The sequence below is a fragment of the Candidatus Thiodiazotropha sp. CDECU1 genome (assembly GCF_963455295.1).
Lineage (GTDB): Bacteria > Pseudomonadota > Gammaproteobacteria > Chromatiales > Chromatiaceae > Thiodiazotropha.
Window position 1 is genome coordinate 1,856,046 of the sequence record NZ_OY734020.1, and the last position, 22,390, is coordinate 1,878,435.

Consider the following 22,390-nt stretch of genomic DNA (forward strand, 5'->3'; position numbering starts at 1 on the left):
CCAGGTTTTTTTTAATTTTGAATGTTGAATTTGAATTATGAATTTATGTGTAATTCAAAATTACTCTTCAAGTTTTTCTTTCAATCGATACAACGCCTCCAGCGCCTCACGTGGGGTCAGCTCATCGGGCTCGATTTCAATCAACAGCTGTTCAACTGCTGATGCTTGAGGGCACTCGGGCTCAGTAACGAACAGGGGAAGCTGGCTCTGTTGCTGCTCGGCATGGCGCTGGGCGCTGGCCTCCAACTCCAACAGGCGCTGTCGTGCCCTGATAATCACCGGTTTCGGAACCCCTGCCAGGGTGGCCACCTGAAGACCATAACTCTGGTTGGCCGGTCCCTCCCGCACCGCGTGCAAGAAGACAATGCTATCTCCATGTTCCACCGCATCCAGGTGCAGGTTGCTGATGCCGGGATACTCCTCCGGCAGGGTGGTGAGTTCGAAGTAGTGGGTGGCGAAGAGAGTGTAGGCGCCCAGGCAGGTGGCCAGTTCCACCGCACAGGACCAGGCCAGGGAGAGGCCGTCGAAGGTGGAGGTGCCGCGCCCAATCTCATCCATCAGCACCAGGCTCTGGGCTGTGGCGTTGTGCAGGATATTGGCGGTCTCCTCCATCTCCACCATGAAGGTGGAACGCCCCCCGGCCAGGTCGTCGGAGGCACCGATACGGGAGAAGATGCGGTCGATGGGTCCGATCCGCGCCGATGCGGCGGGCACGAAGCTGCCGCTATATGCGAGCAGGACGATGAGGGCGATCTGGCGCATGAAGGTGGATTTGCCGCCCATGTTGGGGCCGGTGATGATCAGCATCCGCTGCTGGTCATCAAGGCTGACACTGTTGGCGACGAAGGGATCGCTGCTGACCTGTTCCACCACCGGGTGGCGGCCATCGCTGATCTGCAGCCCCGGCTCCTCCGTCATCAGCGGGCAGACCAGGTTCAGGCTTTGGGCCCGCTCCGCCAGGTTGCACAGCACATCCAGTTGGGCCAGCCCTTCGGCGCACTGCTGCAGTGGTGGCAGCTCCTCGCAGAGTTGATCGAGCAGCCTTTCGTAAAGATACTTCTCCCTGGCCAGGGATCGCTCCCGGGCGCTCAGCACCTGATCCTCGAATTTCTTCAACTCCGGGGTGATGAAGCGCTCCGCCCCCTTCAGGGTCTGGCGGCGGATGTAGTCGTCCGGTGCCTTGTCAGACTGGCCGCGACTGATCTCTATGTAGTAACCATGGACCCGGTTGTAGCTCACCTTGAGGGTGGATATGCCGGTGCGCTCCCGTTCGCGGCTCTCCAGATCGAGGAGGAATTGATCCGCATTCTGAGAGAGGGCGCGCAGCTCATCCAGCTCCGTGTCATATCCCTGGGCGATGACCCCGCCGTCGCGGATCAGCATCGGTGGCTGTTCGATGATGGCTCCGTTGAGGAGCTGGTGAATGGTTGGGTGTTCGCCGATCTGTTGTGCCAGGGCGGGTGTCAGGGGACTGTCGAGTTGCGCCAGCAGGGGCTGCAGTTGGGGCAGGGTGCCCAGGGCCTCCCGCAGGGTGGCCAGATCCCGAGGGCGGGCGCTTTTCAAGGCCACGCGGGCGAGGATGCGCTCGATGTCGCCGATGCCCTGCAGGATCTCCTGCAGCTCGTTGTAGAGACGGGAGGCCAGCAGGACCTCGATGGTGGCATGGCGCCGGGCCACCGCCTCCCTTTGCCGCAGCGGCTGGCTGATCCAACGCCGCAGCATGCGGCTGCCCATGGCGGTGACGGTACGGTCCATGATCCCCGCCAGGGTGTATTGAGGTTGATTCGACAGGGAGTGGACCAGCTCCAGGTTGCGCCGGGTCGAGGCATCGATGATCACGCTCTGCTCCCGATATTCCACCCGCATGCCTCGGATGTGGGGCAGGGCGCCGAACTGGGTCTCCTCCACATACTGCAACAGACAACCGGCGGCGGCCACCGCCAGGGGGTGGTCCTGACAACCGAAGCCACCCAGGTCCCGGGTGCCGAACTGCCGGCTTAACAGTTTTTCCGCAGAATCGAGATCAAAATGCCAGGCAGGTCGTCGGGTCACACCCTTGAGCCGGGTGAGGGTCTCAGGGAGGTTGGAGTCCTCGTCGAGCAGGATCTCCGCCGGGCTGAGGCGTTCGAGTTCACCACTCAATGCCTCCAGACCCTTGAGCTGCTGAACGGTGAAGCGGCCGCTGGCCAGATCCAGGGCCGCCAGCCCATAGCCATCGGCCTCGTTGATCGCCAGCAGCAGATTTTCCTGTCGTTCCTCCAGCAGCGCCTCGTCGGTGAGGGTGCCTGGGGTGACGATGCGCACCACCTTGCGCTCCACCGGCCCCTTGCTGGTGGCCGGATCACCGATCTGCTCACAGATCGCCACCGACTCCCCCTGTTTTACCAGGCGCGCCAGGTAGCCCTCGGCAGCGTGGTAGGGGACTCCCGCCATGGGGATCGGCTTGCCCGCCGACTGGCCCCGCTTGGTGAGGGTGATATCGAGCAGTCGCGCCGCCTTTTCCGCATCGGCAAAGAAGAGCTCATAGAAATCCCCCATGCGGTAGAAGACCAGCTTGTCGGGATGCTCCCCCTTGATGCCCAGGTACTGTTGCATCATCGGGGTGTGCTGGGACGATTTTGCGGCTTTGGCCATCAGACAGGGTGGGACTATTCGAAGGTGTAGTGTTTTTCCACGTCTTTGAGGATCTCCCAGGTGCACTTCATGCCCGCCGGGAAGGTGATCAGATCGCCGCGGCCGAATTCCTGGGGCTCGCCCCCCTCCGGGGTGACGATGAACTTACCGCGCAGGATGTAGCAGGTCTCGGTCTGGGTGTACTCCCAGTCGAACTTGGAGACCTCCTTCTCCCAGATCGGCCAGTCGTAGACCCCTTGGATTTCCAGCTTCATGGAGGAGGGGCGGTGTTCGCAGAGTATCTTTTGATCAGTCATGTTGTCCGTTTCGTTATGTTTTGGTGAGATGCCGGCAACAGGTGTGCGGCGAGAAATCAGACAGCAGAGTTTAACCCGAAAGGGTGTGGAGGTTAACACGAGATGTTATCGGTGCGGCGAGCCGCACCCTACGGGACTTACAATCCGTTGCCACGATTCAAGATCGAGATACATTCCGGGTAGGCGTAGATTCTGTCATGCCGTTTCCTGGTGAGTTCATCAATCATTTTCAACTCTGCCAGCTTCTGCAGGCCTGACTGAATGGTGGCTGGGGCCAGACCGGTCTCTTTCTGTAACCAGACAGCTACTGCGATGGGGCGTTGAACCAGTCGTGATCACTATTTCAAGTAGTACGTTAAATTGAAATAGTGCGCAATAAATGAACAATCAATGAAATAGAGTACTTGCTCTACATCCCACGCTCCTGAGCGGAAATAGCTATCACTTACCTACAAACTTAACGATCTGACTGATCTCAATAGGATTTGCGTGTTGTCGATCAATTCATGCAACAAAGCCTCATCTTGCTCTAGATAACCCCCATATTCAGCTCGGTTGCGTCTGTCGTGGCAAAGCGAGAAGGTCCTGATCTGACTTTTACTGATGTTACAAGTGTGAGCCAAACACTGAAAAACCAAATAGCGTTTATCAGTACGGTAGCCGGCGGATCTTAGTGCGGCCAGGGCTAAACCATGGGCGGCGTTGTAGGCTAAATCGAATCGGCTGGCATAGGAGAGATCGGTATTTTCTGCATCGGTGAGTCGATCAACAGCTGATTGCACAAGTCCATTAAACTCAAGCTTGTCTGCTGGTTCCTTATGCAGTGCCTTGGTCTTGTAGAGGTTCTCCAAAGTCATTGATTACTCCTTTAATCATCAGTTTGGGTTGTTTCATAACCCGTTCCAGAAAGCCGCTTCCCTGCAGCAATTTTGAATTGAACTCAGAGAGGGTATAGATCGTCGGATTGATGGTTCGTTGCAGTGAAGACTCTACGGGTAGAAGAAGCTCTACAACATCGCTATAGGTCAGGTCACCCACCAACATCAGATCCAGATCACTGGATTGTGATTCTTCCAGTTTGGCCATTGAACCATAGACGAATGCCAAGCTGATTTGGGAGTCCTGAGGCATTAGTGCCTGCCGAATCACATCTGCCATGCCAAAGGTTTTTCTGACAATATTCAGCAGATCCGGATAGATCGGATTTTCGGCATTCGCTTGGTAGTGAAGCTGATTGCCCGTTCGTGAAGAGAGCAACAAGCCGGCGCCTGTCATACGTTCAAGTTCGCGACGCACAGTCCCGCGTCCCATATCAGCCCAGCGGACGATTTCATTTGCGTAGAAACTCTTGTCAGGTGTGCCGTAGAGCAGGCTAAGTACTCGTTGCTGGGTTTTGGTGAAAAGGGCGTCGCCGATAGAGGTGGGTTGCATGTGAATTCCTAGAAAAGACCCATATGGGGTACTATAGGACCTAATATGGGTCATATCAAGTTCTGGGTGGGAATGTACACCACTCTATTGCTTCCCTATTCTGGTCTATTCAGGCCACTGAATGCGTTGCCATAAATGGCTCAATCGCACACCTTTTGCAGGATTGAGCCAAACAGCATAGGCCACCCGGCCGCCCAGGTGGGCCCTGAAATCGGCAACACCTTCCCGGTTCTGACTTTCCGGGGCATGATGAATGCAATTGTGGAGTATGGCCTTCAATCGATCGAACTCCTTGCGGGGCAGGTTGGGCTTGCTGTTGACCACTGTGCCGGCAAGTCGCTGGGACTGGGCCTGTGTGCGCAGCCGTGTCTTACGCTGGTTGATCTCAAAGCCCTCTTCCAGGGCGATGGCGCCGATCAGGCCCTGCAGAAAAGGGGCAAGCCGCAGCAGACTTCTGTCGCCGGAGAAGGCGAGGTCATCCGCGTAGCGGGAGTAGTCCAGGCCAAACCGATCCGCAACCCCCTGCAGACGGCAATCGAAGCGCCAGGCGCAGAGATTGGCCAGGGCCGGGGAGCTGGGCGCCCCCTGGGGCAGATGCTTGTCGGTCAGGCGCTTGCGTCTCTGCCAGGGAAGGCTTTCGAAGGCATCACCTGCCAGTGCCGCGGAGGTTGTATGGGTGGTCAAGCCCTGCAACAGCCAGGCGACATTGGCGGGATAGCCCACTCGTCGGAAGAGGGCGTCGATGCGGGCCACCGGTACGCTGTGAAAGAAGTCCTTGAGATCCAACCGCAGCAGAACCGGTTTGCCCAGGTGTGATGCAACAAAGCTACGGGTGGAGCGGCCACGGCAGAAGCCATGGGCAGCAGGATGGGGCGGCAGGCGATTGAGAATCTCCCCCAGGATCCGGCGCTGGATCGCCTTGATACGGGGTTTGGGGATCTCGATCAGGCGCAACTCACCGGAGCGTTTCTCGATCCACCGGTAGCGGTAGTGGTGCAGCCTGGACTCCTTGACTTTGCACTGGCGTCGTTCAAGATCGGCGAACCAGGCCAACTCATGATCGAACAGCCCCAGCCATTCGGCCAGATCCTTTCGCGTCTCCAGGGGGGGCAGGGGCAGGGTGACCAGTCTCTCCGGCGGCCGGCCCATGCGCGGGGGATCGAGCACCAGTCTTGGAGGTTTCGCATCCGGACTGGCAAAGCGTTGTTGCAATGACACCTCATTGGCAAGAAACGCCATCAGCCTTTGCCGGCTTGGCGGCTGTCCCGCCTCGAAGTGAAACAGCAGACGCGAAGCCAGTTGAGCGGCATCGGACGAGCTGCACTCGAGCGCTTGTTCGAGTCGCTCAATCAGGCCGGGTTTGTCCCAGGCGCCTGCGAGCACAGAGAGAGCCAACAGACGCAGGTTGGTCGTAAGACTGGACAATCCATTCCCCATCAAATTGTAGGCGTCCCATATCCGGAAGACCTTATTGTTAATGAAGTGCGACCGACCTCCGACCTGCTCGTCGGGCCTGTACTGTACTGCGTGAAGCGCAGTGCCGTACCGGCAATGAAATGTCAGCTGTAACGCCACCCCGGGGTAGCCCCGGAGTCTTCCACGAGTTTGCGTGCAAATCTCGTGGAACCGCTCGGAGCGCCGGCCGCAGGATCATGTTGGAAATAATAAGTACTGAAGTCAAGCCATACCACAGAGACAAGCGTAGGGTGCGGCTTGCCGCACCGTTATCCCTTGACGATCGCTTCAATCCTCTCGATAACCAAACCAACACGTGCCTGGCTGGCCTGATCCCCTGGCATATGACCAGAGAGTGCAGTAATGAATCTGGTATCTCCGAGTAATTGACTGTATCGGTTACGAATATCATCAATCAGTTCTTGATCAGCAGTCTGTACTTCATTGACGATTTCAGGTCTGCCATCCAATACGGCAATCATGTCCTCGATATCATGACTCAACAGATAGTCGCCTTTGCCTCGACCGTCAAAGGCTTCCAATTTAGTGCAAAGAAAATAGGGGGCAGAGACAAGGCGAATCTTTTGTCCAGATGGCAGTGTTCTGAGTTCAGCGTGTTCTACCGCTGATCCGTACCAACGATTACCGAATCCAAGGATACGGCTGTCGGTCGGCATCACATCAAGAATCACTTCATCAACAACCCAGCGACAGAGCGGGGCGCCATCGCTGGTATCTTCGCGAAAACCTTGCTTGCGTAATTTGACAGAGAAAAGTTGATAGGCGGCAAGCGTCGCGGCTTCAACAATTGTATCCACGTCCCTTGTGACCCGAAGCGGAGGAGCCGCCTCATCGGTGATCAACAGACCCGTCGCGCAGCCTCCCAGAAAGACCATCTCATCACTTAGTGCTCCCAGCCGCTCGACGGCCTGAGTGAGAATGTTTAGGTTTGGGTTTTGCTTCCTTTTCATAACGATTGAACCTCCTTGTCAATTCCTTTGCGGCGATACTCCGTTCCCTTGCTTTACCACCTCGTATCGCATCCACCAGTGCCAGCAACTCATAGAGTGCCGGGTCATTCCTTGACGCTACGGGTGCCGAGCGATAGAGGGGTGAAAAAATCATTCCACGTGCCTCACCTTCCGGATCAGGCCACACGGGTGGCGGCTCCTGGTCTGGCACAATCCTGTCCGAAAGGGGAGGGGCCGCGTGGGCGGTCGGCATGCCCCTGGTCATCTCTCCTCGCTCCGGAACAAATGCATAGCGGATACCGTGGATCAGAAACTCTTCCAGATTCCTGAAGTTTGGCTGGATAACCCGGTCGATATGTACAGCGAGTTGTGCCTTAAGTACGCGTTTGACAGCTCCATGGACCTCGGATGGGCTCATGCCCAGTTCGATGGCCAAGCGATTATAAGACCAGGACTGGTCACCGAGGGTGACCAGTTTCAGAAGTACCAGGATGTCTTGTGGTTTGAGTGGCATAATAATCATAATTCGCGAATCGCGAACAAAGAATAACAGAAAATCCAAAAAAAATATAGATTTCTATTTCAGAAGAGTTGTTATTATCGTTTTTTTTTCCACATTAGATTGTGATAACAGTGGTGTGTGGTGGGATGGGTGGATTTTATAGTTGATTGCTGATCAATGCAGACAACACTTCTTATAAATCTTGCCACTACCACAGGGACAGAGATCGTTGCGTCCCACCGGGGGTTGATCGTGGTTTGTGATCAGTTCCTCTTGGGGGACATCATCGCGCCGGGTCAGCCAGTAGGCGTGGATCTCCCGGGCGTTGGGGGCGATGGTCTTTTGGATGGTTTCGACCTCGTCATCGGTGTGGTCGTGGCCCTTCCAGTCGGTGACCGCGGTGAAGGAGAGGATCGGGTTCAGCAGGGTGGCGATCTCTTCGCCGCCGCTCTGCCACTGCTCGGAGGATAGCTGGGTGCCGCGCAGGTAGCCCTCGCACCACTCATCCACGATGACGTAGCTTCGGTCATCGAGGATGCGTTCCAGGTAGAGGGGTTCGAAGTCCTCGGGGTACTCCATCAGGGTCTGCACGATGCCGTTCATGTGGCGTATCAGGAGGGCCAGGACTTCACTGAAGTCCTCCTCGTTATCCCACTCCGGTTCGAAATCGCCCCACACCGAATCGAGCCACACCGATGGCGGGATGGTGACTGGTCCGCTGACGACGGCGGTGAGAAAGCCATCCAGGGTGGAGATGTCGAATATGCCTTCGTCCATCTCTTCCGTTATGAGGTGGTCGTCGATGCGATTCAGCAGGAATTGATCGAGTTGTTCGATCTCTTCCTCGTTCAGGGGGTGGTTTAGATCTTCCATGGTCTTCAGCCGATTGTGGTTTTTTTAGTCATATTGCTATTTTAGAGAACATGGATGGTTCGACTCAACCTCTCTGAAGGGGGGTTGTTCAGATGCAGGGGGGTATAGGTGCGACAAGCCGCACCTTTTGTGTCAAAGACTCTTTTCTGCCGGGGTGGGTTCGGCAACCGGATCGGTGAGATTGATCTTCACCAGGTTGAGGAACTGCTGGGTACAGGCCTCCCAGGAGTAGCCCTCGGCGAACGCACGGCAGCTTTTGCGATCCACCTCCAGGGCGTTGCTGACGGCGCTCTGCAGATCCTCGTCCATCCAGCCGTTGTTGCCGTTCTTGATCACATCCAGGGGGCCCTCCACCGGGTAGGTGGCGACGGGTACGCCGCAGGCCATGGCCTCCAGCATCACCAGGCCGAAGGTGTCGGTACGGCTGGGGAAGACCATCACATCGGCGGAGGCGAGGAGGCGGGCCAGATCGCCGTTTTTCCGATAGCCGAGAAACTGTGCCTGGGGATAGTCCTGCTTGAGGGAATCCAGGGCAGGGCCATCGCCGATCACCACCTTGCTGCCCGGCATCTTCAGGTCGAGAAAATCGGTGATGTTCTTCTCCACCGCCACCCGGCCCAGATACAGGGCGATGGGGTGGGGCAGGTCGAGTACCGGCTTGTCGATAGGAACGAAGTGTTCGATATCCACGCCGCGGGTCCAGTACTCCAGGTTCTTGAAGCCATGGGACTCCAGGGTCGTTTTCATGGAGCTGGTTGCCACCATGGTCAGGGTCGCCTTGCCGTGGAATGCCCTGACGAAGGCGTAGGAGAGGGACAGGGGAATCGGCGCGCGCAGTCTCACATACTCGGGGAAACGGGTGTGGTAGGTGGTGGTGTAGGGGTGGTTATGCTTGAGGCAATAGCGCCGACCCGCCCAACCCAGGGGGCCTTCGGTGGAGAGGTGAATGGCATCCGGTTGAAACTCGTCCAGGAGTTTTTTCACCCGGCCATAGGGGAACAGGGACAGGGGGATATCGGGGTAGGTCGGCATCGGCATGGTGCGGAACAGACCCGGATTGATACAGAGTATTTCATGTCCCCACTGTTTCAGCAGATTGATGGTTTTGTCGAGGGTGCGAACGACGCCGTTAACCTGTGGAAACCAGGCGTCTGTCACGATTGCAATGCGCATAGATTCTCTCTGTTTTTCATTTAACTTCACTAAGCAAGGTCTGATTAATCCGTCATTCCGGCATATGCCGGAATCCATGTGCTTGGTTTTCCTGGATCCCGGCATACGCCGGGATGACGAGAATGAGATTAATCAGAGGTTTTCTAAGCAACTTTACGTGCCTTGATGGGTTCGTTTTCCGCGACAACAGGGGCGGGATCGGGGACAGCGGTAGGTGTCGGTGATGGGGTGGTTTCAAGCAGCTGCATCGATTCCTCGACCCAGCGGATCAGTTTCAATGAACCGTCGGGCTCTTCGGCCAGGGCGGTGCAGCTCTCCACCCAGTCACCGCAGTTGGCGTAGGTGAGACCGTCCATGTCGCTGATCACCGCATGGTGGATATGGCCGCAGATGACCCCGTCCAGGTTGCGCTCGCGTACGGTGTGGATCACGGCCTGTTCGAAATTGCCGATATATTTCACCGCCTCTTTGACCTGGTTCTTGAGATAGGCGGAGAGGGACCAGTAGCCGAATCCCAGACGCCGGCGGGCCAGGTTGAACCAGCGGTTGAGCCACAACAGCAGGTCGTAGGCATCACTGCCGAGATGGGCCAGCCACTTGTTGTTCATCACCACCCCGTCGAACTCGTCGCCGTGGAGGATCAGGTAACGCCGATTGTCCTCGGTGGTGTGGATCACCTCTTTCTGGATCTCGATACCGGTGATATGGAAATTGAGATAATCACGCAACAGTTCATCGTGGTTACCGGGCACATACACCACCCGGGTGCCCCGCTTCGCCTTGGCGATGATCTGGTGAATGATCTCGTTGTTGATTGCGGGCCAATACCAACCGGAGCGCATCTTCCAGAAATCGAGAATATCTCCCACCAGATAGAGGTTGTCGCTATCGGTGTTTTTGAGGAAGTCGAGGAGATATTCGGTGCGGGAGGCGCGGAGGCCGAGGTGGGTATCGGATATGAAGAGACTCTTATAGCGCAGTGTCGTCATATACCTACTCTCATGTGCTTCATTGCCTGCGCACCATAGAGGCAGACTGTTGCATTTTCATTTGCGGAATATGATTTGTTTATTACATGGTCGATTTTTTATGCATAAGCTGTTAGAAATGCCGTCATGGATGAGAAACAACAACAAAATCCAGGCATCAAGCGTTTGGTGAATGCCCTGGGCTGGTCCATGAAGGGGCTGCGGGCCACATTCAAACATGAACAGGCGTTCAGGCAGGAAGTCTATCTGTTGATTGTGCTGGCCCCTTTGGGGCTATGGTTGGGTAACGACGGTGTGGAGCGGGCCCTGTTGCTGGCGCCGTTGTTGATCGTACTGATCGTGGAGCTGCTCAACAGTGCCGTGGAGAGCGTGGTCGACAGGATCAGTGATGAAAAGCATAAGCTGTCGGGGCGGGCCAAGGATCAGGGCTCGGCTTCGGTGTTGATATCCCTGGTGCTGGTGGGCTTGTGTTGGGGGCTGGTATTGATGAGTCATATTTAGACTATGTTCATTGTTAGACCTACCTAGAACGCTGGTAGGCGTCAGAGGATTGTCTTTCGCAGTAGCGGCAGGGATGCCGCGGTAGTTCCGTTAGGGCCTGTTAACACTAATCCAATGCGCCCTGTTGAACCTGAAAAAGCGCCAATCAAGGCGCGAGGAGAGAAGTTTGGTGATTCCAAATGAGCGACGAGCAACGACGAGTGGCGCTTTTTCAGGCTCAACCCGAAGGGCTGGGGCTGTTTTTGCGCCCAGCGGCGTTATCATTCGCTCATGTAGCCGTGCTACACGACGATCATTCTGCCTTGCTGGACACAAAAACAGCCCCAGCAGGACGTATTGGATTAGTGTTAACAGGCCCTAGCACAGGGATGTGCTATCGGAACGTCGGAGAAAGACAATTCTCTGACGCTCGGAGTCAAGCAAGACATGCAACATATTCAATTTGACTCTTATTAGAGAGTCTTGTTGGAGGACTTAGAGAGTCTTGTTGGAGGACACCGGTGGCTGGCACTCCTCTTTCTCCTCCGCCTCAACGGCACTTCCCTGCGCCCAAAGGAAGTGCCCTTGGGGTATGCCGATGAGGCTACCGCGGCATCCCTGCCGCGGTTACGAAAGAGGAGCGCCAGCCACCTACCTGCTTCTCTATAATTATAAGGATTGGCGGTGTTTTTAACTGAATTGTGTATATATTGAAGTATCAAAACAGAGGTAGCTAACCAACTGCCCTATGAACGACCAACCGCAACCAGAGGGGCTTGAGCCCAATATCCGCAATGCGGTGCGGGCGGTGATTGTGCGTGAACAAGCGGTATTGATGCAGAAGAAGTGGGCGGAGCACCGCGGTACCTGGTACACACTCCCGGGCGGGGGGCAGGATGCCAATGAGTCCCTGACCCAGACCCTGACACGTGAATGCGAGGAGGAGATTGGTGCTGTCGTGGAGATCGGTCACCTGCTCGCCATCGCCGATTTCTACAAGCAGCGCGACACAAGCTATCCCTCGGTCAGGCATCTGGTCGAGTTCCTGTTCGGCTGCACCCTGCCGGTGGATTACCAACCCGTGTCGGGACACCATCCGGACAAGCATCAGATCGATGTGGTATGGGTGCCCTTTGCCGATATGGACAAACATGAGATCTTTCCCAAAGGCATCGCCCCCCATCTTCCCGGTTTGACGCAACTGAAGACGCCGACCTATCTGGGAGTCATTGACTGACATGTCTGTTGCAAAAAGCATTCAAGAGAATCTCCATTTTCTGTTGGCTGAAACCGCGACTCACCTGGCGCTGCTGAAAGACTATTTGACCCTGCCCACGGCAACCATTCCCATGCGGCTGCTGGACCGCCAGGGGTATGTGGAAAACCTGAAACTGAGCATCCATAACCACTGTCTGCGGGAGATGTCATCATCCGATCAGGATGATAAGGATTACCAGCTGCTGAGATCCATCGAGGTGATCGCCAGCCAGTTGGAGCGGATAGTGGAACTCTCCCGGGATGCGGTGATGCAAAGCGCCCACATTCAGCATCGGGGCATGATCAAGGTGAAGGGTTTTCTCGCCATGATCAATCGGGTCAATAACGGTCTGGCGTCCATCGAGCCTGCCTTGTCAGCCAAGGATACCCGCCAGGCCCTGAAGATAGGCAAGGTGGAGCGTCACCTGGACACGGCCTACCAGAAACAGCTGAAACACTACTCACGCCTGTTGAAAAAGGAGAAACACCCGGCGGACCGCATCTCTCTGATCATGTTGGCCCACATCATCGAGCAGATGGGCAATGCCATGCTGCGTATCAGCGAGGCGATCATCTCCGCCTCCATGGGACAGCACTTCAGTACCGATCGTTATCATGCCTTCAACGCCTCGGTAACTGAACTCAAGACAGCGAATGACATCGGCAGGCTGGAGTTCACACCCATCGCGGAGACCAAGTCGGGCAGTGCTATCAATGCCCTTAGCAGCGCTGACGAGGGGAGTGGTTATCACGCTATTTTCAAGGATGGCCGTAAGCGCAAGCTGAAGGAGGAGAAGCAGCGGGTCAAGAATTGGCATGATATCTTTCCCGGTCTTGCACCGAAGATACTCGCCTATCAGAAACAGGGCGATTCTGCGGCCCTGTTGATCGAGCACCTGGCCGGCCAGACCTTCGAACAGATCCTGCTGGATGGTTCGGATAAGCTGCTGCAGCAGGCCCTGAATCACCTGACCAGGACCCTGAGCCAGATATGGCTGGAGACAAAGACGAAAAAACCTGTCTCCGCGGCCTATATGAAACAGTTGGCGAAGCGTATGAAGGATGTGTATGCCATCCATCCGGAATTCAGGCAACCCGCGGCTATCATCGGTGGTGTGGCGTTACCTGCATTCGATGATCTCCTGAAACAGATGCAGGGTCTTGAAACTGGCGTGAAGGCGCCGTTTTCCGTCTATATTCATGGAGATTTCAATGTCGATAACATCATCTTCGATCCCCAGGAGAAACGTATCAATTTCATTGATCTGCATCGTTCCAGCCATATGGACTACCTGCAGGATGTGAGTGTCTTCATGGTCTCCAACTACCGTCTGCAGGTATTCGACCCCCGGGTCAGGCAGCGGATTATGGATCTCTGCCATGCCTTCTATCGTTTTGCCAGGGCCTTTGCCCGGGAGCAGGGGGATAAGGGTTTCGAGATCCGTCTGGCTATGGGCCTGATCCGCTCCTTTGCCACATCTCCCCGCTTCATTCTGGATAAATCCCTGTCGGAACGCATGTTCTCTCGAGCCACCTACCTGATGGAGCGGCTGCTCGAGAGTGAATCCAAACCCAAGCATCCTTTTGTGGTGCCCGTGAAGGAGATTTTCATTGGATAAACCGAAAATCGGTGTCGTCGGTATTCCCGGGAAATGGTCCACCGAGGCCCTGGCCGATGCGGTGAACGAGGCCACGGGATTTCGTCTGGTGATCGACATGGCCGAAGTATGCGCCGAACTGGACAGCGGCAGACTCCTGTTTCGGGATCAGGACCTGACCCGTCTCGATGCGGTGGTGGTGAAAAAGATCAGCGAGGAGTACAGCCCACACGTGCTTGACCGGCTCGAGATGTTGCGACAGTTGCAGCGGGCCGGGGTGCGGGTGTTCAGCAAGGTAGAGCGGATCATCCGGCTTATCGACCGCCTTAGCTGTACCCTGTCCCTCTATAATGCAAGGATACCCATGCCACCGACCCGGATCACAGAGAACCCTGCGATTGCCGCCGAAGCTGTCGCTGCATTCGGTTCAGCAGTCTTCAAACCACTCTATTCCACAAAGGCCCGGGGTATGACAGTAATCGATGCCGGGCAGGATCCACAGCAGTTGCTGCAACAGATCGAGGCCTTCCGGGTGGATAATCCGGTAATGTACATCCAGAAAAAACTGGCCTTGCCGGGGCGGGATCTGGGGATGGTCTTTCTCGATGGTGACTACCTGGGCAGTTATGCCAGGGTGGGTCAATCGGGGGCCTGGAACACCACCATCAGGAGTGGCGGTCACTACGAGGGGTATGAGGCCGATGAGGAGCTGGTGGCCTTGGCGCGCAAGGCCCAGGCGATCTTCGGCCTCGATTTCACCACGGTGGATGTGGCGGAGACGGAGCGGGGACCGGTAATCTTCGAGGTCTCCGCATTTGGCGGCTTCCGTGGGGCGCAGGAGGGGATGGGTATAGATGTGCCATCCCGCTATGTGGCCTACATGCTGGAGGAACTGGAGGCATGAACAGCACGACTGACTGGGCCGGGATCGTGGATGCCCGGGATGCGGCCACACGGCTTTTACAAACGGTGCCCCTCTGCGAGAAGCCGCTGCAACTGGCGATAGGTGAATGCAGCCTGGTGATTCGTTCCAACAGCCAATCGTTGCTGGACCGGCTGGGGGACTATTTTCATCACCTACCCAGGAAAACGGGTCTGGCGACAATCGAAGTCACTGCCATTGAGAGTGAAAAGCTCGAGACCGGTCTGCCGTTTATCGACTGGCAGCGGGAAGCGGGTAAGAGTGGACGCAAGGATGCCTATCTCGATCTGACAGATGGGCGTCTGGTGTTCAAGGTGCGCACCGGCATGTTGTTTCTGCAGAGCGAACAGTGGCGTATCGCGGCTGGGCCATGTACGGCCTATGACAACCAGCTAGTCAATTTCATAAACTCACAGGTGATGAACTGGCTGCAGCAGCGGGAGTGGCTGATCTGTCACGCCGCCGCTCTGGTTCTGAAGGGGCATGGGATAGCCATGGCCGGTTTTTCCGGGGGCGGAAAGTCGACCCTGATGCTGCATCTGATGGAGCATCCCAAGAGTCGCTATGTGACCAATGACAGGCTGTTTCTGCGGCGTCAGGGTGTCAGGGTGGAGGCGGTGGGCATCCCCAAGCTTCCCCGCATCAATCCAGGCACTCTGGTGAACAGTCCACGACTCTCACCCCTGCTGGACCAACAGAGAAGGGAACAATTGCTGAGCCTGCCGAAACAGGAACTTTGGGACCTTGAAGAGAAGTACGACGTGGATGTGGAACGGCTCTATGGCCGTGATCGCATCGACACCTCGACCCCCGTGCCTCTGGATGCGATGGTGATCCTGAACTGGAGCAGAGAGGAGAGCGCTCCCCTCAAGCTGACCAAGATCGATATCGCGCAACGCAGTGAACTGCTGAATGCGGTGATGAAATCTCCCGGACCTTTCTTTCAGGACAGTCTCGGTGAGTTTATAAGGGATGATGAAGCGCTTCAGCCTGCGCCCTATCTGGCCCTGTTGAAGAGTGTCCCAATCTATGAGGTGACAGGTAAAATAGACTTTGCCGAATTGAGTGGATTGTGTTTAAAACTGTGGGATTAAACGAATGTATGAGGCGATCAGACTATGGCTAGAGAGTTGATGTTGCTCAGACATGGAAAGTCCGATTGGAGTCAACAGGTGGAGGATTTCAAACGTCCGCTCAAAGATCGTGGCAAACGTGGTGCGCAACGCATGGGGGTGTGGTTGCTGCAACAGCGGTTGCAGCCCGACTATGTCGTCAGTTCTCCCGCGGAGCGCGCTATCGTCACCGCACAGAAGACGATCAAGACCATGGGTGGCGATGCGAAAACCATCCAGGAGGATCGACGCATCTATGCCGCGAATGTGGATGAGTTGTTAAGGGTCCTCGCTGATGTGCCCCCAGAAAGCAAGCGGATCATGCTGGTGGGACACAATCCGGGTTTGGAATTACTGGCAGAGTATCTGCAGGGTGAACGCATCCCCTTACCCAGCGATGGTAAGTTGATACCCACCTCCACCCTGGTAATGATTGAGATGCCGGATGACTGGAGTGAGCTGAAGAGTGGTGACGGCAACCTGATATCCATCGTCCGTCCATCCAGCATGGATAAGAAGTTTCCCTTTCCCGACGAACATGGCACTGAGATGCGGGATCGACCGGCCTACTATTACAAGCAGTCCTCTGTGATCCCCTACAGGATCAAGGACAGCAAGGTTGAAATCCTGGTGGTGATGTCGAGTAAGCGCAAGCATTGGGTATTGCCGAAAGGGATCAGCGAACCCGCATTGAGCCTGCAGGATTCGGCTGCCAAAGAGGCCCTTGAGGAGGCGGGTATCGAGGGAGAGGTGGCGGAAGAGCCGGTGGGCACCTATACCTATGATAAATGGGGTGCCGAATGCACGGTGAAGGTCTACCCGATGCGGGTCACCCGCGAGTTGCCGGAAAGCGAATGGGAAGAGAATCACCGCGGACGCGAGTGGCTGTCGCCAAAGCTGGCGATGAGACGGGTCAAACAGGCGGAATTGAAACCGATGATTCAAGTCCTGGCCAAGCAACTGAAAGGTTAGGTTTTTCAAATGGTGATAAATCGTGGCTAGATTGATAGCCGCTTTGTTGCGTCATGGTGAGTATCAACAACTGCCCGATACCCCGAGTGCCCTGCAACCCTTTCCCTTGACCAGGCCGGGCGCGGAACAGGCGGAGCGGTCGGTAACCCTGATCCAGGGTAGCCTCGAGACGTTCAAATGGTCGTTGCACCCGGTGATCGACAGCTCACGCCTGCTGCGTGGCTGGCAGACCGCAGATGTGTTGCGCAAGGGATTACAGATCGGCAGTCACGACAGGTTGCAAATCGAATCCTTCGACGTCTTGGCTGAACGGTCATTGGGTTCGGCAGCCAATCTTACATTGCAACAGATCGAGTCGGTGCTCAGGGCAGACCCTCGCTTTACGTCACCGCCTAGGGGTTGGAAGTCTGACAGCCACTATCGGCTGCCGCTTCAGGGGGCGGAATCCCTGATGGATGCGGGTGAACGGGTGGCTGAACATATTCAGCGACGCCTGCTGGAGCTGCAAACGCAAGTGGAGGTGGATACCGTGAAGCTGTTCGTGGGTCATGGTGCGGCCTTTCGCCATGCGGCTCACCGCCTGGGTGTATTGCCGTTTGAACGGATCGCGGCAGTGAGTATGTATCATTGCCGGCCGGTTTTTCTCGAACGTCTGTCGGATGGGTCCTGGCAGCATCTTACAGGAGACTGGAAAATCCGTTCCGGTGGAGACTCTTTTGACGACTAAAAACAATAACGACGCTAGACCTCACCACAAGTATCTGCCGGTTTACAAGGGTTTGAAATGGCTTGATGTGGATCTGCCCACAAACGGTGAGCCATGGCTCTCGGGTAGGCGGCTATCGGTGGCCAAGGAGCGGGGGCAGCGTAGCTCTGCCGAGCTGTTATTGAGAGAAGTGGTGAAACAGGGTGAGTGGCAGTGGCCGAAACACAAGCACTATTTTTTTTCCGACCTGCACGCCGATGCGGATGCCTTTGTCGCCTCCCTGGTGGCTTCGGGCGGGGTGAGGAAGACAGGTAACGAAGCCTGTGCATTGAAACTGACATCCCATGGTAAAGATGCCATTTTCGTGATTGGAGGAGACTGTTTCGATAAAGGTCCCAGTAACTTGAAACTGTTGCAGGTGATACGACAGCTTAGAAAACTGGGTGCCAAAGTGTTACTGCTTGCGGGTAATCACGATATACGCATTAAGCTGGGGATTGCATCGGTTGGTATGGATCCCGATCCACGCCATGATCATTTTTTTATCCGTATGGGGAGTAAAGTCGTACCCATGCTGCGCGAGATCGCGGATGAGTACCTGCAGGACAAGAATGCCTTGAAGGGTATACCGCCTACCCGCACCTGTCGCCGCATACTCTACCCACCGAAGCGTTGGTTCAAAGAGTTTCCAAAGATGGCAAGCTGGGTAATGCCTGATAAGCGCATGGCCAGGGAGCTGAAGCGTCTGCAGGAGAAGATCGATGCCTTTGAGTCGGACTGCAAGGCGGTGGGCCTCAGCTTGCGTCATGTCTACGCCGCAGTGATGAAATGGCAGGAGCTGTTTCTCAAACCCGGTGGTGAATTTGCATGGTTCTTCAAACAGATGAGACTGGTCTATCGCCGGGGTTCATTTCTTTTTGTGCATGCGGGTATGGATGACAGAATGGCGAAACTGATCAAGCGTAAAGGCATCAAGTACCTAAACAAGGAGTTCAGGGAGAGTATCGAGGATGAGATCTTTGAGTTCTACTATGGTCCGATGGCCAATCTGATTCGCACCAAGTACAGGGACGTGGATATGCCGCTTACGCGCAAGGGAATCAAGTTGTTGAACGAGGCGGGGATCTACACCATTGTGCATGGCCATGCCAATCGCCATCACGGACAGCGTATCATGCTGCGTAAAGGGATGATCCATTTTGAATGCGATGCCACGCTGGATCGCCACAGTCGCAAGAAAGAGGGACTCAAGGGGGAGGGTGCCGCTGTAACCATCATCCATCCCAAACGCCTGGTCATGGGAGTCAGTACCGACTATCCCCATATCAAGGTATTTGACCAGAAGTCGTTTACTTAGCGAATCCCTGATCCATTCAGACATAAACAGACGCTTCATCGAAGAACACCGGGAAAATAGAGATGAGACAAGGCAAGAAAAATTTCCGTCATGAGTCTTTGCAGGATAAAGATTCCATTCAGGCACTCATGAAAGCGATCTCGCAAGGGATCGCCAAAGGCAAACTGACCTTGAGCGACGAGGACGGTGAGATGGTTATGCAGCCGGATGGGCTGCTGCAGCTGAAGGTCACCGCCACCCAGGATGAGGAGCGGCATCGCATCAATCTGCGGATTACCTGGCAGGTTGAGGCAGAGCGGCCGAAAAAGAGTAAACACTTGAAGGTGAAAGTGAAGTAGATGGAGGCTTTATCGGCGCAGGCCGTTGCAGCGATAACCAAAGGTTGTGCCGAACATCTGCGCCGACACGGCTATCGCCTGGTTGTGGCGGAGTCCTGTACCGGTGGCTGGCTGGCCAAGATATTGACCGATCTGGCGGGTAGCAGCGATTGGTTCGATCGTGGTTTTGTGACCTACAGCAATCAGGCAAAGCAGGCCATGTTGGGGGTCTCTTCCTCCACCCTGCAGCAATTCGGCGCCGTCAGCGAAGCCTGTGTCCTGGAGATGACTGAAGGAGCATTGAGGGAGAGCGGCGCCGAGGTCGCTGTGGCGATCAGCGGAGTCGCAGGACCCGGCGGCGGCAGTGTGGAAAAACCGGTGGGAAGCGTCTACTTTGCCTGGCAGATCAAGGGAGATGAGGGGATAACAGGTCGGCAATCTTTCCCTGGTGATCGCAACCAGGTGCGGTGGCAGGCGGTTGTTCATGCCTTGCAAGAACTTGAGCGTTTATTGAGTGAGTGATCGATTGAGGACGCCGGGATCATGAGTGGTCAGCGTTATTTCTTTGCCCTGTGGCCAGATGAGGCGGTACGTGATCAGCTCGATCTATTGGCCCGCACTTCGCAGCCTGGAGAAGGGCGTCGGCATGCCGCCGATGATCTGCATATGACAGTGGTCTTTCTCGGACAAATAGCGCCATCTCAAAGGCGTTGCATGGAAGATATTGCCGATACCGTCAGGGTACCGACTTTTCAGTTGTCCATCGACCATACCGGTTACTGGTCGAGACCAAGGATCCTCTGGGCTTCACCAGGAGAGACCCCACAAGCACTTAGTCAACTGGTCGCCGATTTAAACAATGGTCTGACCGGTTGTGGTCACGAACCGGAACAACGCGCCTATAAACCTCACGTCACACTCTTCAGAAAGGCGCGCCAGGTTGTTCCGGCACAACTGCCACAACCCATAGTCTGGCAGGTGAAAGAGTTCGTTTTGGCAGCTTCGGCAAACACGGGTTTGTCCGGGACGCGCTATCAGGTTCTACGACGCTGGCCATTGGATTAGACATCGGCAAAACACAATCTATTTACTGATATGAGATGTAGGGTGCGGCTTGCCGCACCGACTACTGACTGTGCTGCTCCTGACGTCCGTAAAGAGAGGTGTAGAGGCCATTGTTTTGCAATAACTCTTCATGGCGACCCTCTTCCACTACCTGGCCATCTTCAAAGACCAATACCCGGTCAGCCTGTTTTACCGCGCTTAGTCTGTGGGCAATGATGACCGTGGTTCGTCCCTGTAGAAAGTTCTGCAGGGCCTCATGCAGGTCGCCTTCCGTTGTGGTATCCAGGGCGGAGGTGGCCTCGTCGAGAATCACCACCTTGGGATCGGTCAATACCATGCGGGCGATGGCGAGGCGTTGCCGCTGTCCTCCGGAGAGACGGACGCCGAAACGGCCGATCAGGGTCTCCAGGCCTTGCTCCATGGCTTGAATGGTCTGCTTAAGTTGAGCAATCTCCAGGGCCTGCCACAGCTTCTCATCTTCGATCTCGCGACCCAGGGTGAGGTTGATCCTGACGCTGTCATTGAGTAGGGCGGGGTGTTGTAGCACGGTGGCCACATGATCCCGCACCACATCCATGCCGATCTCATCTACCGCAACTCCGTCAAACAACACCCGTCCGGTCTTGACCGGATAGAGACCCAGTATGATCTGCACCAAGGTGGTCTTGCCACCGCCGCTGGCGCCGACGAAAGCAACCTTTTCACCGGCCTTGATCTCCAGGTTGACGCCATTCAAGACAGACGAACCATCACCATAGGCAAACTGGATATCCTCAAGACGAAGGCTGACGGTGGACTTGCCGAGAAAGGGGTTGTGCTTGTGTGGGTAGGTCGGTTCAAGATCGACCTTCAGCATATCGTTGATGCGGCTGAGAGCCGCTTGCGCGCCATTATAGGCATACTGGATATTCAATACTTCCTGCACCGGTCCCATCATGAACCAGAGATAGGCGTAGACACCAAGCATCTCGCCGATAGTCAGATCTGACCAGAGCACCATAAACATGCTCACAGCACGAAAGATGTCGAAACCGAACAGGAAGATCATGAAGGAGAGTCGATTGGCGGCATCGCTCTTCCAGGTGAATGCGGCAGAGTGATGGCGGATATGGTCGGCCTTATCGATGATGCGTCGAATGTAGTGGCGCTCCCGGTTACTGGCGCGTATCTGCTGGATCGCATCCAAGGTCTCTTCGAGGGATTCCTGGAACAGTTGAAAGGCGGAGTTTTCCCGCTTCTTGAGGTGCTTGACCTTGCGACCGAAGATGGTGGTGAAGTAGATCACCAGGGGATTGAGCAAGAGGATGAACAGGGCCAGGGCCCAGTTGATCCAGAGCAGCACGATTGCGGTTCCGATGATGCTCAACGAGGCCACCAGAAACTTGCTGGTGGTAACGCTGACAAAGCTGTCCACGGCTTCCAGATCGGTGACCAGGTGGGAGGCGACGGTACCGCTGCCCATGGTCTCGTAGGCGGACATGGAGATGCGTTCAAGCCTGAGGAGCAGATCCCGTCGGATGTGAAAAATGACATCCTTGGCGATCCTGGTGAATTGCCAGGTCTGCCATACCCCGAAGATAAGGGCGAGAAGGCGCAGAATGAGGGTGAGGACCAGGATTGCCATAATGTAGAGCACAGGCCCGTGCCAAGCCTGGGGAAACAGGGCATTCATGGCGGCAATCGCCCGCCCGGGCTGGTTCAGCAGCACTTCGTCCACCAGCAGTGGTATCAACAGGGGAACAGGTACGGCGGCAATGGCGCCCAGCACGGCAATCAGATTCGCGGCGATGAGTTCGCGGCGGTGATGCAGCACCATGTCGATCAGCTCATTCCAGCGATATTCCCCCTCGCGCAAGCCGGATTTGGATAGTGGGTATGTGACATCGCTACTCATGACAACGAAGGTTGGCCTTCATCCGTCGCAGCCCCTCGATACGGCTCTGGGTGTGGTGAAGACGATCATTCTCCTGATATTCCGCGACGGCGGAATAGCCCAGATAACTGAGTGCGCCGGGCACCCACAGGGAACCGATCCAGATGGAAGCACCGGTATAGGGATCTTCGTAGAATCCCGGTTTGGCGCTGTAGGATCGACCTTCGAGCTGAGACAATCGTTGTTCCAATTGCCTGCAATTCAGCTGCTCGTCCCCCGCCTCATTGAGGGGTTCAACAGGTCGGGGATAGGCCCTTTGATCCTCAGTCGACATGACAGGTGCCGAGACCAGCAGCAACAGGAGCAATGACAGGGTATATGGTTGAAGTTTCATTAGGCTACGGCTC

Annotated in this window: 23 protein-coding genes; 11 read left to right on the forward strand and 12 right to left on the reverse strand. The window is 55.8% G+C overall.

What is annotated here, in order from left to right:
* Window positions 1-60 precede the first annotated feature (60 nt).
* From mutS to R2K28_RS08445, 10 genes are all read right to left on the reverse strand, one after another.
* On the reverse strand, window positions 61-2,634 hold the full coding sequence (gene mutS, locus R2K28_RS08400) for a DNA mismatch repair protein MutS (RefSeq protein ID WP_316369103.1): 2,574 nt from the start codon (window positions 2,632-2,634) through the stop codon (window positions 61-63).
* A gap of 14 nt (window positions 2,635-2,648) precedes the next feature.
* Window positions 2,649-2,930, reverse strand: coding sequence for a cupin domain-containing protein (locus R2K28_RS08405; protein WP_316369105.1), 282 nt, complete (start codon window positions 2,928-2,930; stop codon window positions 2,649-2,651).
* A 449-nt stretch (window positions 2,931-3,379) separates the two neighbouring features.
* Window positions 3,380-3,787: a hypothetical protein gene (locus R2K28_RS08410; protein ID WP_316369107.1), complete on the reverse strand. Its 408-nt coding sequence runs from the start codon at window positions 3,785-3,787 to the stop codon at window positions 3,380-3,382.
* Window positions 3,747-4,361 (reverse strand): transcriptional regulator, encoded by a 615-nt coding sequence (locus R2K28_RS08415; RefSeq protein WP_316369109.1) that lies wholly within the window; start codon window positions 4,359-4,361, stop codon window positions 3,747-3,749. Before R2K28_RS08415 ends, R2K28_RS08410 begins: the two co-directional genes overlap by 41 nt.
* A gap of 105 nt (window positions 4,362-4,466) precedes the next feature.
* Window positions 4,467-5,786 carry a reverse transcriptase family protein gene (locus R2K28_RS08420; protein ID WP_316369111.1) on the reverse strand — a complete coding sequence of 440 codons (1,320 nt, stop codon included), beginning with the start codon at window positions 5,784-5,786 and terminating at the stop codon, window positions 4,467-4,469.
* 299 nt (window positions 5,787-6,085) lie between these two features.
* Window positions 6,086-6,787 carry a hypothetical protein gene (locus tag R2K28_RS08425; RefSeq protein ID WP_316369112.1) on the reverse strand — a complete coding sequence of 234 codons (702 nt, stop codon included), beginning with the start codon at window positions 6,785-6,787 and terminating at the stop codon, window positions 6,086-6,088.
* Entirely contained in the window at window positions 6,717-7,301 is a 585-nt protein-coding gene (locus tag R2K28_RS08430; protein WP_316369114.1) for a hypothetical protein, read from the reverse strand. The genes R2K28_RS08425 and R2K28_RS08430 overlap by 71 nt, the downstream gene beginning before the upstream one ends.
* A 162-nt stretch (window positions 7,302-7,463) precedes the next feature.
* Entirely contained in the window at window positions 7,464-8,162 is a 699-nt protein-coding gene (locus R2K28_RS08435; protein WP_316369116.1) for a UPF0149 family protein, read from the reverse strand.
* A 132-nt stretch (window positions 8,163-8,294) separates the two neighbouring features.
* Window positions 8,295-9,335 carry a glycosyltransferase family 4 protein gene (locus R2K28_RS08440; protein WP_316369118.1) on the reverse strand — a complete coding sequence of 347 codons (1,041 nt, stop codon included), beginning with the start codon at window positions 9,333-9,335 and terminating at the stop codon, window positions 8,295-8,297.
* A gap of 143 nt (window positions 9,336-9,478) precedes the next feature.
* A complete protein-coding gene (locus R2K28_RS08445) occupies window positions 9,479-10,324 on the reverse strand; it encodes a UDP-2,3-diacylglucosamine diphosphatase (RefSeq protein WP_316369120.1) in 846 nt (281 codons plus the stop codon).
* A gap of 126 nt (window positions 10,325-10,450) precedes the next feature.
* On the opposite strand from R2K28_RS08445, the gene R2K28_RS08450 reads away from it, so the two are divergent.
* The 11 genes from R2K28_RS08450 (at window position 10,451) to thpR (ending at window position 20,110) form a co-directional block, all read left to right on the forward strand.
* Window positions 10,451-10,825, forward strand: a complete 375-nt coding sequence (locus tag R2K28_RS08450) for a diacylglycerol kinase (protein WP_316369122.1) — start codon at window positions 10,451-10,453, stop codon at window positions 10,823-10,825.
* A gap of 727 nt (window positions 10,826-11,552) precedes the next feature.
* Window positions 11,553-12,041 (forward strand): NUDIX domain-containing protein, encoded by a 489-nt coding sequence (locus R2K28_RS08455; protein ID WP_316369123.1) that lies wholly within the window; start codon window positions 11,553-11,555, stop codon window positions 12,039-12,041.
* A 1-nt stretch (window position 12,042) separates the two neighbouring features.
* Window positions 12,043-13,680 (forward strand): aminoglycoside phosphotransferase family protein, encoded by a 1,638-nt coding sequence (locus R2K28_RS08460; protein WP_316369124.1) that lies wholly within the window; start codon window positions 12,043-12,045, stop codon window positions 13,678-13,680.
* Window positions 13,673-14,563 (forward strand): GAK system ATP-grasp enzyme, encoded by an 891-nt coding sequence (locus R2K28_RS08465; protein WP_316369125.1) that lies wholly within the window; start codon window positions 13,673-13,675, stop codon window positions 14,561-14,563. Before R2K28_RS08460 ends, R2K28_RS08465 begins: the two co-directional genes overlap by 8 nt.
* Window positions 14,560-15,675, forward strand: coding sequence for an HprK-related kinase B (locus tag R2K28_RS08470; protein ID WP_316369127.1), 1,116 nt, complete (start codon window positions 14,560-14,562; stop codon window positions 15,673-15,675). Before R2K28_RS08465 ends, R2K28_RS08470 begins: the two co-directional genes overlap by 4 nt.
* Before the next feature lie 24 nt (window positions 15,676-15,699).
* Window positions 15,700-16,665 carry a histidine phosphatase family protein gene (locus R2K28_RS08475; protein ID WP_316369129.1) on the forward strand — a complete coding sequence of 322 codons (966 nt, stop codon included), beginning with the start codon at window positions 15,700-15,702 and terminating at the stop codon, window positions 16,663-16,665.
* A gap of 22 nt (window positions 16,666-16,687) precedes the next feature.
* The gene (locus tag R2K28_RS08480) at window positions 16,688-17,392 is read left to right on the forward strand and encodes a histidine phosphatase family protein (RefSeq protein ID WP_316369130.1); all 705 of its coding nucleotides are present in this window, start codon (window positions 16,688-16,690) and stop codon (window positions 17,390-17,392) included.
* Window positions 17,382-18,728, forward strand: coding sequence for a metallophosphoesterase (locus tag R2K28_RS08485; RefSeq protein ID WP_316369131.1), 1,347 nt, complete (start codon window positions 17,382-17,384; stop codon window positions 18,726-18,728). The genes R2K28_RS08480 and R2K28_RS08485 overlap by 11 nt, the downstream gene beginning before the upstream one ends.
* Before the next feature lie 62 nt (window positions 18,729-18,790).
* A complete protein-coding gene (locus tag R2K28_RS08490; protein ID WP_116444843.1) occupies window positions 18,791-19,066 on the forward strand; it encodes an amphi-Trp domain-containing protein in 276 nt (91 codons plus the stop codon).
* A complete protein-coding gene (gene pncC, locus R2K28_RS08495) occupies window positions 19,067-19,567 on the forward strand; it encodes a nicotinamide-nucleotide amidase (protein WP_316369133.1) in 501 nt (166 codons plus the stop codon).
* 21 nt (window positions 19,568-19,588) lie between these two features.
* Window positions 19,589-20,110 (forward strand): RNA 2',3'-cyclic phosphodiesterase, encoded by a 522-nt coding sequence (thpR, locus tag R2K28_RS08500; protein WP_316369135.1) that lies wholly within the window; start codon window positions 19,589-19,591, stop codon window positions 20,108-20,110.
* A gap of 61 nt (window positions 20,111-20,171) precedes the next feature.
* Here thpR and R2K28_RS08505 read toward each other — a convergent pair whose 3' ends face one another.
* Entirely contained in the window at window positions 20,172-22,004 is a 1,833-nt protein-coding gene (locus R2K28_RS08505; RefSeq protein ID WP_316369137.1) for an ABC transporter ATP-binding protein, read from the reverse strand.
* Window positions 21,997-22,377 carry a hypothetical protein gene (locus tag R2K28_RS08510; protein WP_316369139.1) on the reverse strand — a complete coding sequence of 127 codons (381 nt, stop codon included), beginning with the start codon at window positions 22,375-22,377 and terminating at the stop codon, window positions 21,997-21,999. The genes R2K28_RS08505 and R2K28_RS08510 overlap by 8 nt, the downstream gene beginning before the upstream one ends.
* Window positions 22,378-22,390: the final 13 nt, after the last annotated feature.

What these genes read in the sequence shown, in the direction of transcription:
- mutS (WP_316369103.1), bottom strand. Translation starts at nt 2,634, where the DNA reads ATGGCCAAAGCCGCAAAATCGTCCCAGCACACCCCGATGATGCAACAG.
- R2K28_RS08405 (WP_316369105.1), bottom strand. Translation starts at nt 2,930, where the DNA reads ATGACTGATCAAAAGATACTCTGCGAACACCGCCCCTCCTCCATGAAG.
- R2K28_RS08410 (WP_316369107.1), bottom strand. Translation starts at nt 3,787, where the DNA reads ATGACTTTGGAGAACCTCTACAAGACCAAGGCACTGCATAAGGAACCA.
- R2K28_RS08415 (WP_316369109.1), bottom strand. Translation starts at nt 4,361, where the DNA reads ATGCAACCCACCTCTATCGGCGACGCCCTTTTCACCAAAACCCAGCAA.
- R2K28_RS08425 (WP_316369112.1), bottom strand. Translation starts at nt 6,787, where the DNA reads ATGAAAAGGAAGCAAAACCCAAACCTAAACATTCTCACTCAGGCCGTC.
- R2K28_RS08430 (WP_316369114.1), bottom strand. Translation starts at nt 7,301, where the DNA reads ATGCCACTCAAACCACAAGACATCCTGGTACTTCTGAAACTGGTCACC.
- R2K28_RS08435 (WP_316369116.1), bottom strand. Translation starts at nt 8,162, where the DNA reads ATGGAAGATCTAAACCACCCCCTGAACGAGGAAGAGATCGAACAACTC.
- R2K28_RS08440 (WP_316369118.1), bottom strand. Translation starts at nt 9,335, where the DNA reads ATGCGCATTGCAATCGTGACAGACGCCTGGTTTCCACAGGTTAACGGC.
- R2K28_RS08445 (WP_316369120.1), bottom strand. Translation starts at nt 10,324, where the DNA reads ATGACGACACTGCGCTATAAGAGTCTCTTCATATCCGATACCCACCTC.
- R2K28_RS08450 (WP_316369122.1), top strand. Translation starts at nt 10,451, where the DNA reads ATGGATGAGAAACAACAACAAAATCCAGGCATCAAGCGTTTGGTGAAT.
- R2K28_RS08455 (WP_316369123.1), top strand. Translation starts at nt 11,553, where the DNA reads ATGAACGACCAACCGCAACCAGAGGGGCTTGAGCCCAATATCCGCAAT.
- R2K28_RS08460 (WP_316369124.1), top strand. Translation starts at nt 12,043, where the DNA reads ATGTCTGTTGCAAAAAGCATTCAAGAGAATCTCCATTTTCTGTTGGCT.
- R2K28_RS08470 (WP_316369127.1), top strand. Translation starts at nt 14,560, where the DNA reads ATGAACAGCACGACTGACTGGGCCGGGATCGTGGATGCCCGGGATGCG.
- R2K28_RS08475 (WP_316369129.1), top strand. Translation starts at nt 15,700, where the DNA reads ATGGCTAGAGAGTTGATGTTGCTCAGACATGGAAAGTCCGATTGGAGT.
- R2K28_RS08490 (WP_116444843.1), top strand. Translation starts at nt 18,791, where the DNA reads ATGAGACAAGGCAAGAAAAATTTCCGTCATGAGTCTTTGCAGGATAAA.
- pncC (WP_316369133.1), top strand. Translation starts at nt 19,067, where the DNA reads ATGGAGGCTTTATCGGCGCAGGCCGTTGCAGCGATAACCAAAGGTTGT.
- thpR (WP_316369135.1), top strand. Translation starts at nt 19,589, where the DNA reads ATGAGTGGTCAGCGTTATTTCTTTGCCCTGTGGCCAGATGAGGCGGTA.
- R2K28_RS08505 (WP_316369137.1), bottom strand. Translation starts at nt 22,004, where the DNA reads ATGAGTAGCGATGTCACATACCCACTATCCAAATCCGGCTTGCGCGAG.
- R2K28_RS08510 (WP_316369139.1), bottom strand. Translation starts at nt 22,377, where the DNA reads ATGAAACTTCAACCATATACCCTGTCATTGCTCCTGTTGCTGCTGGTC.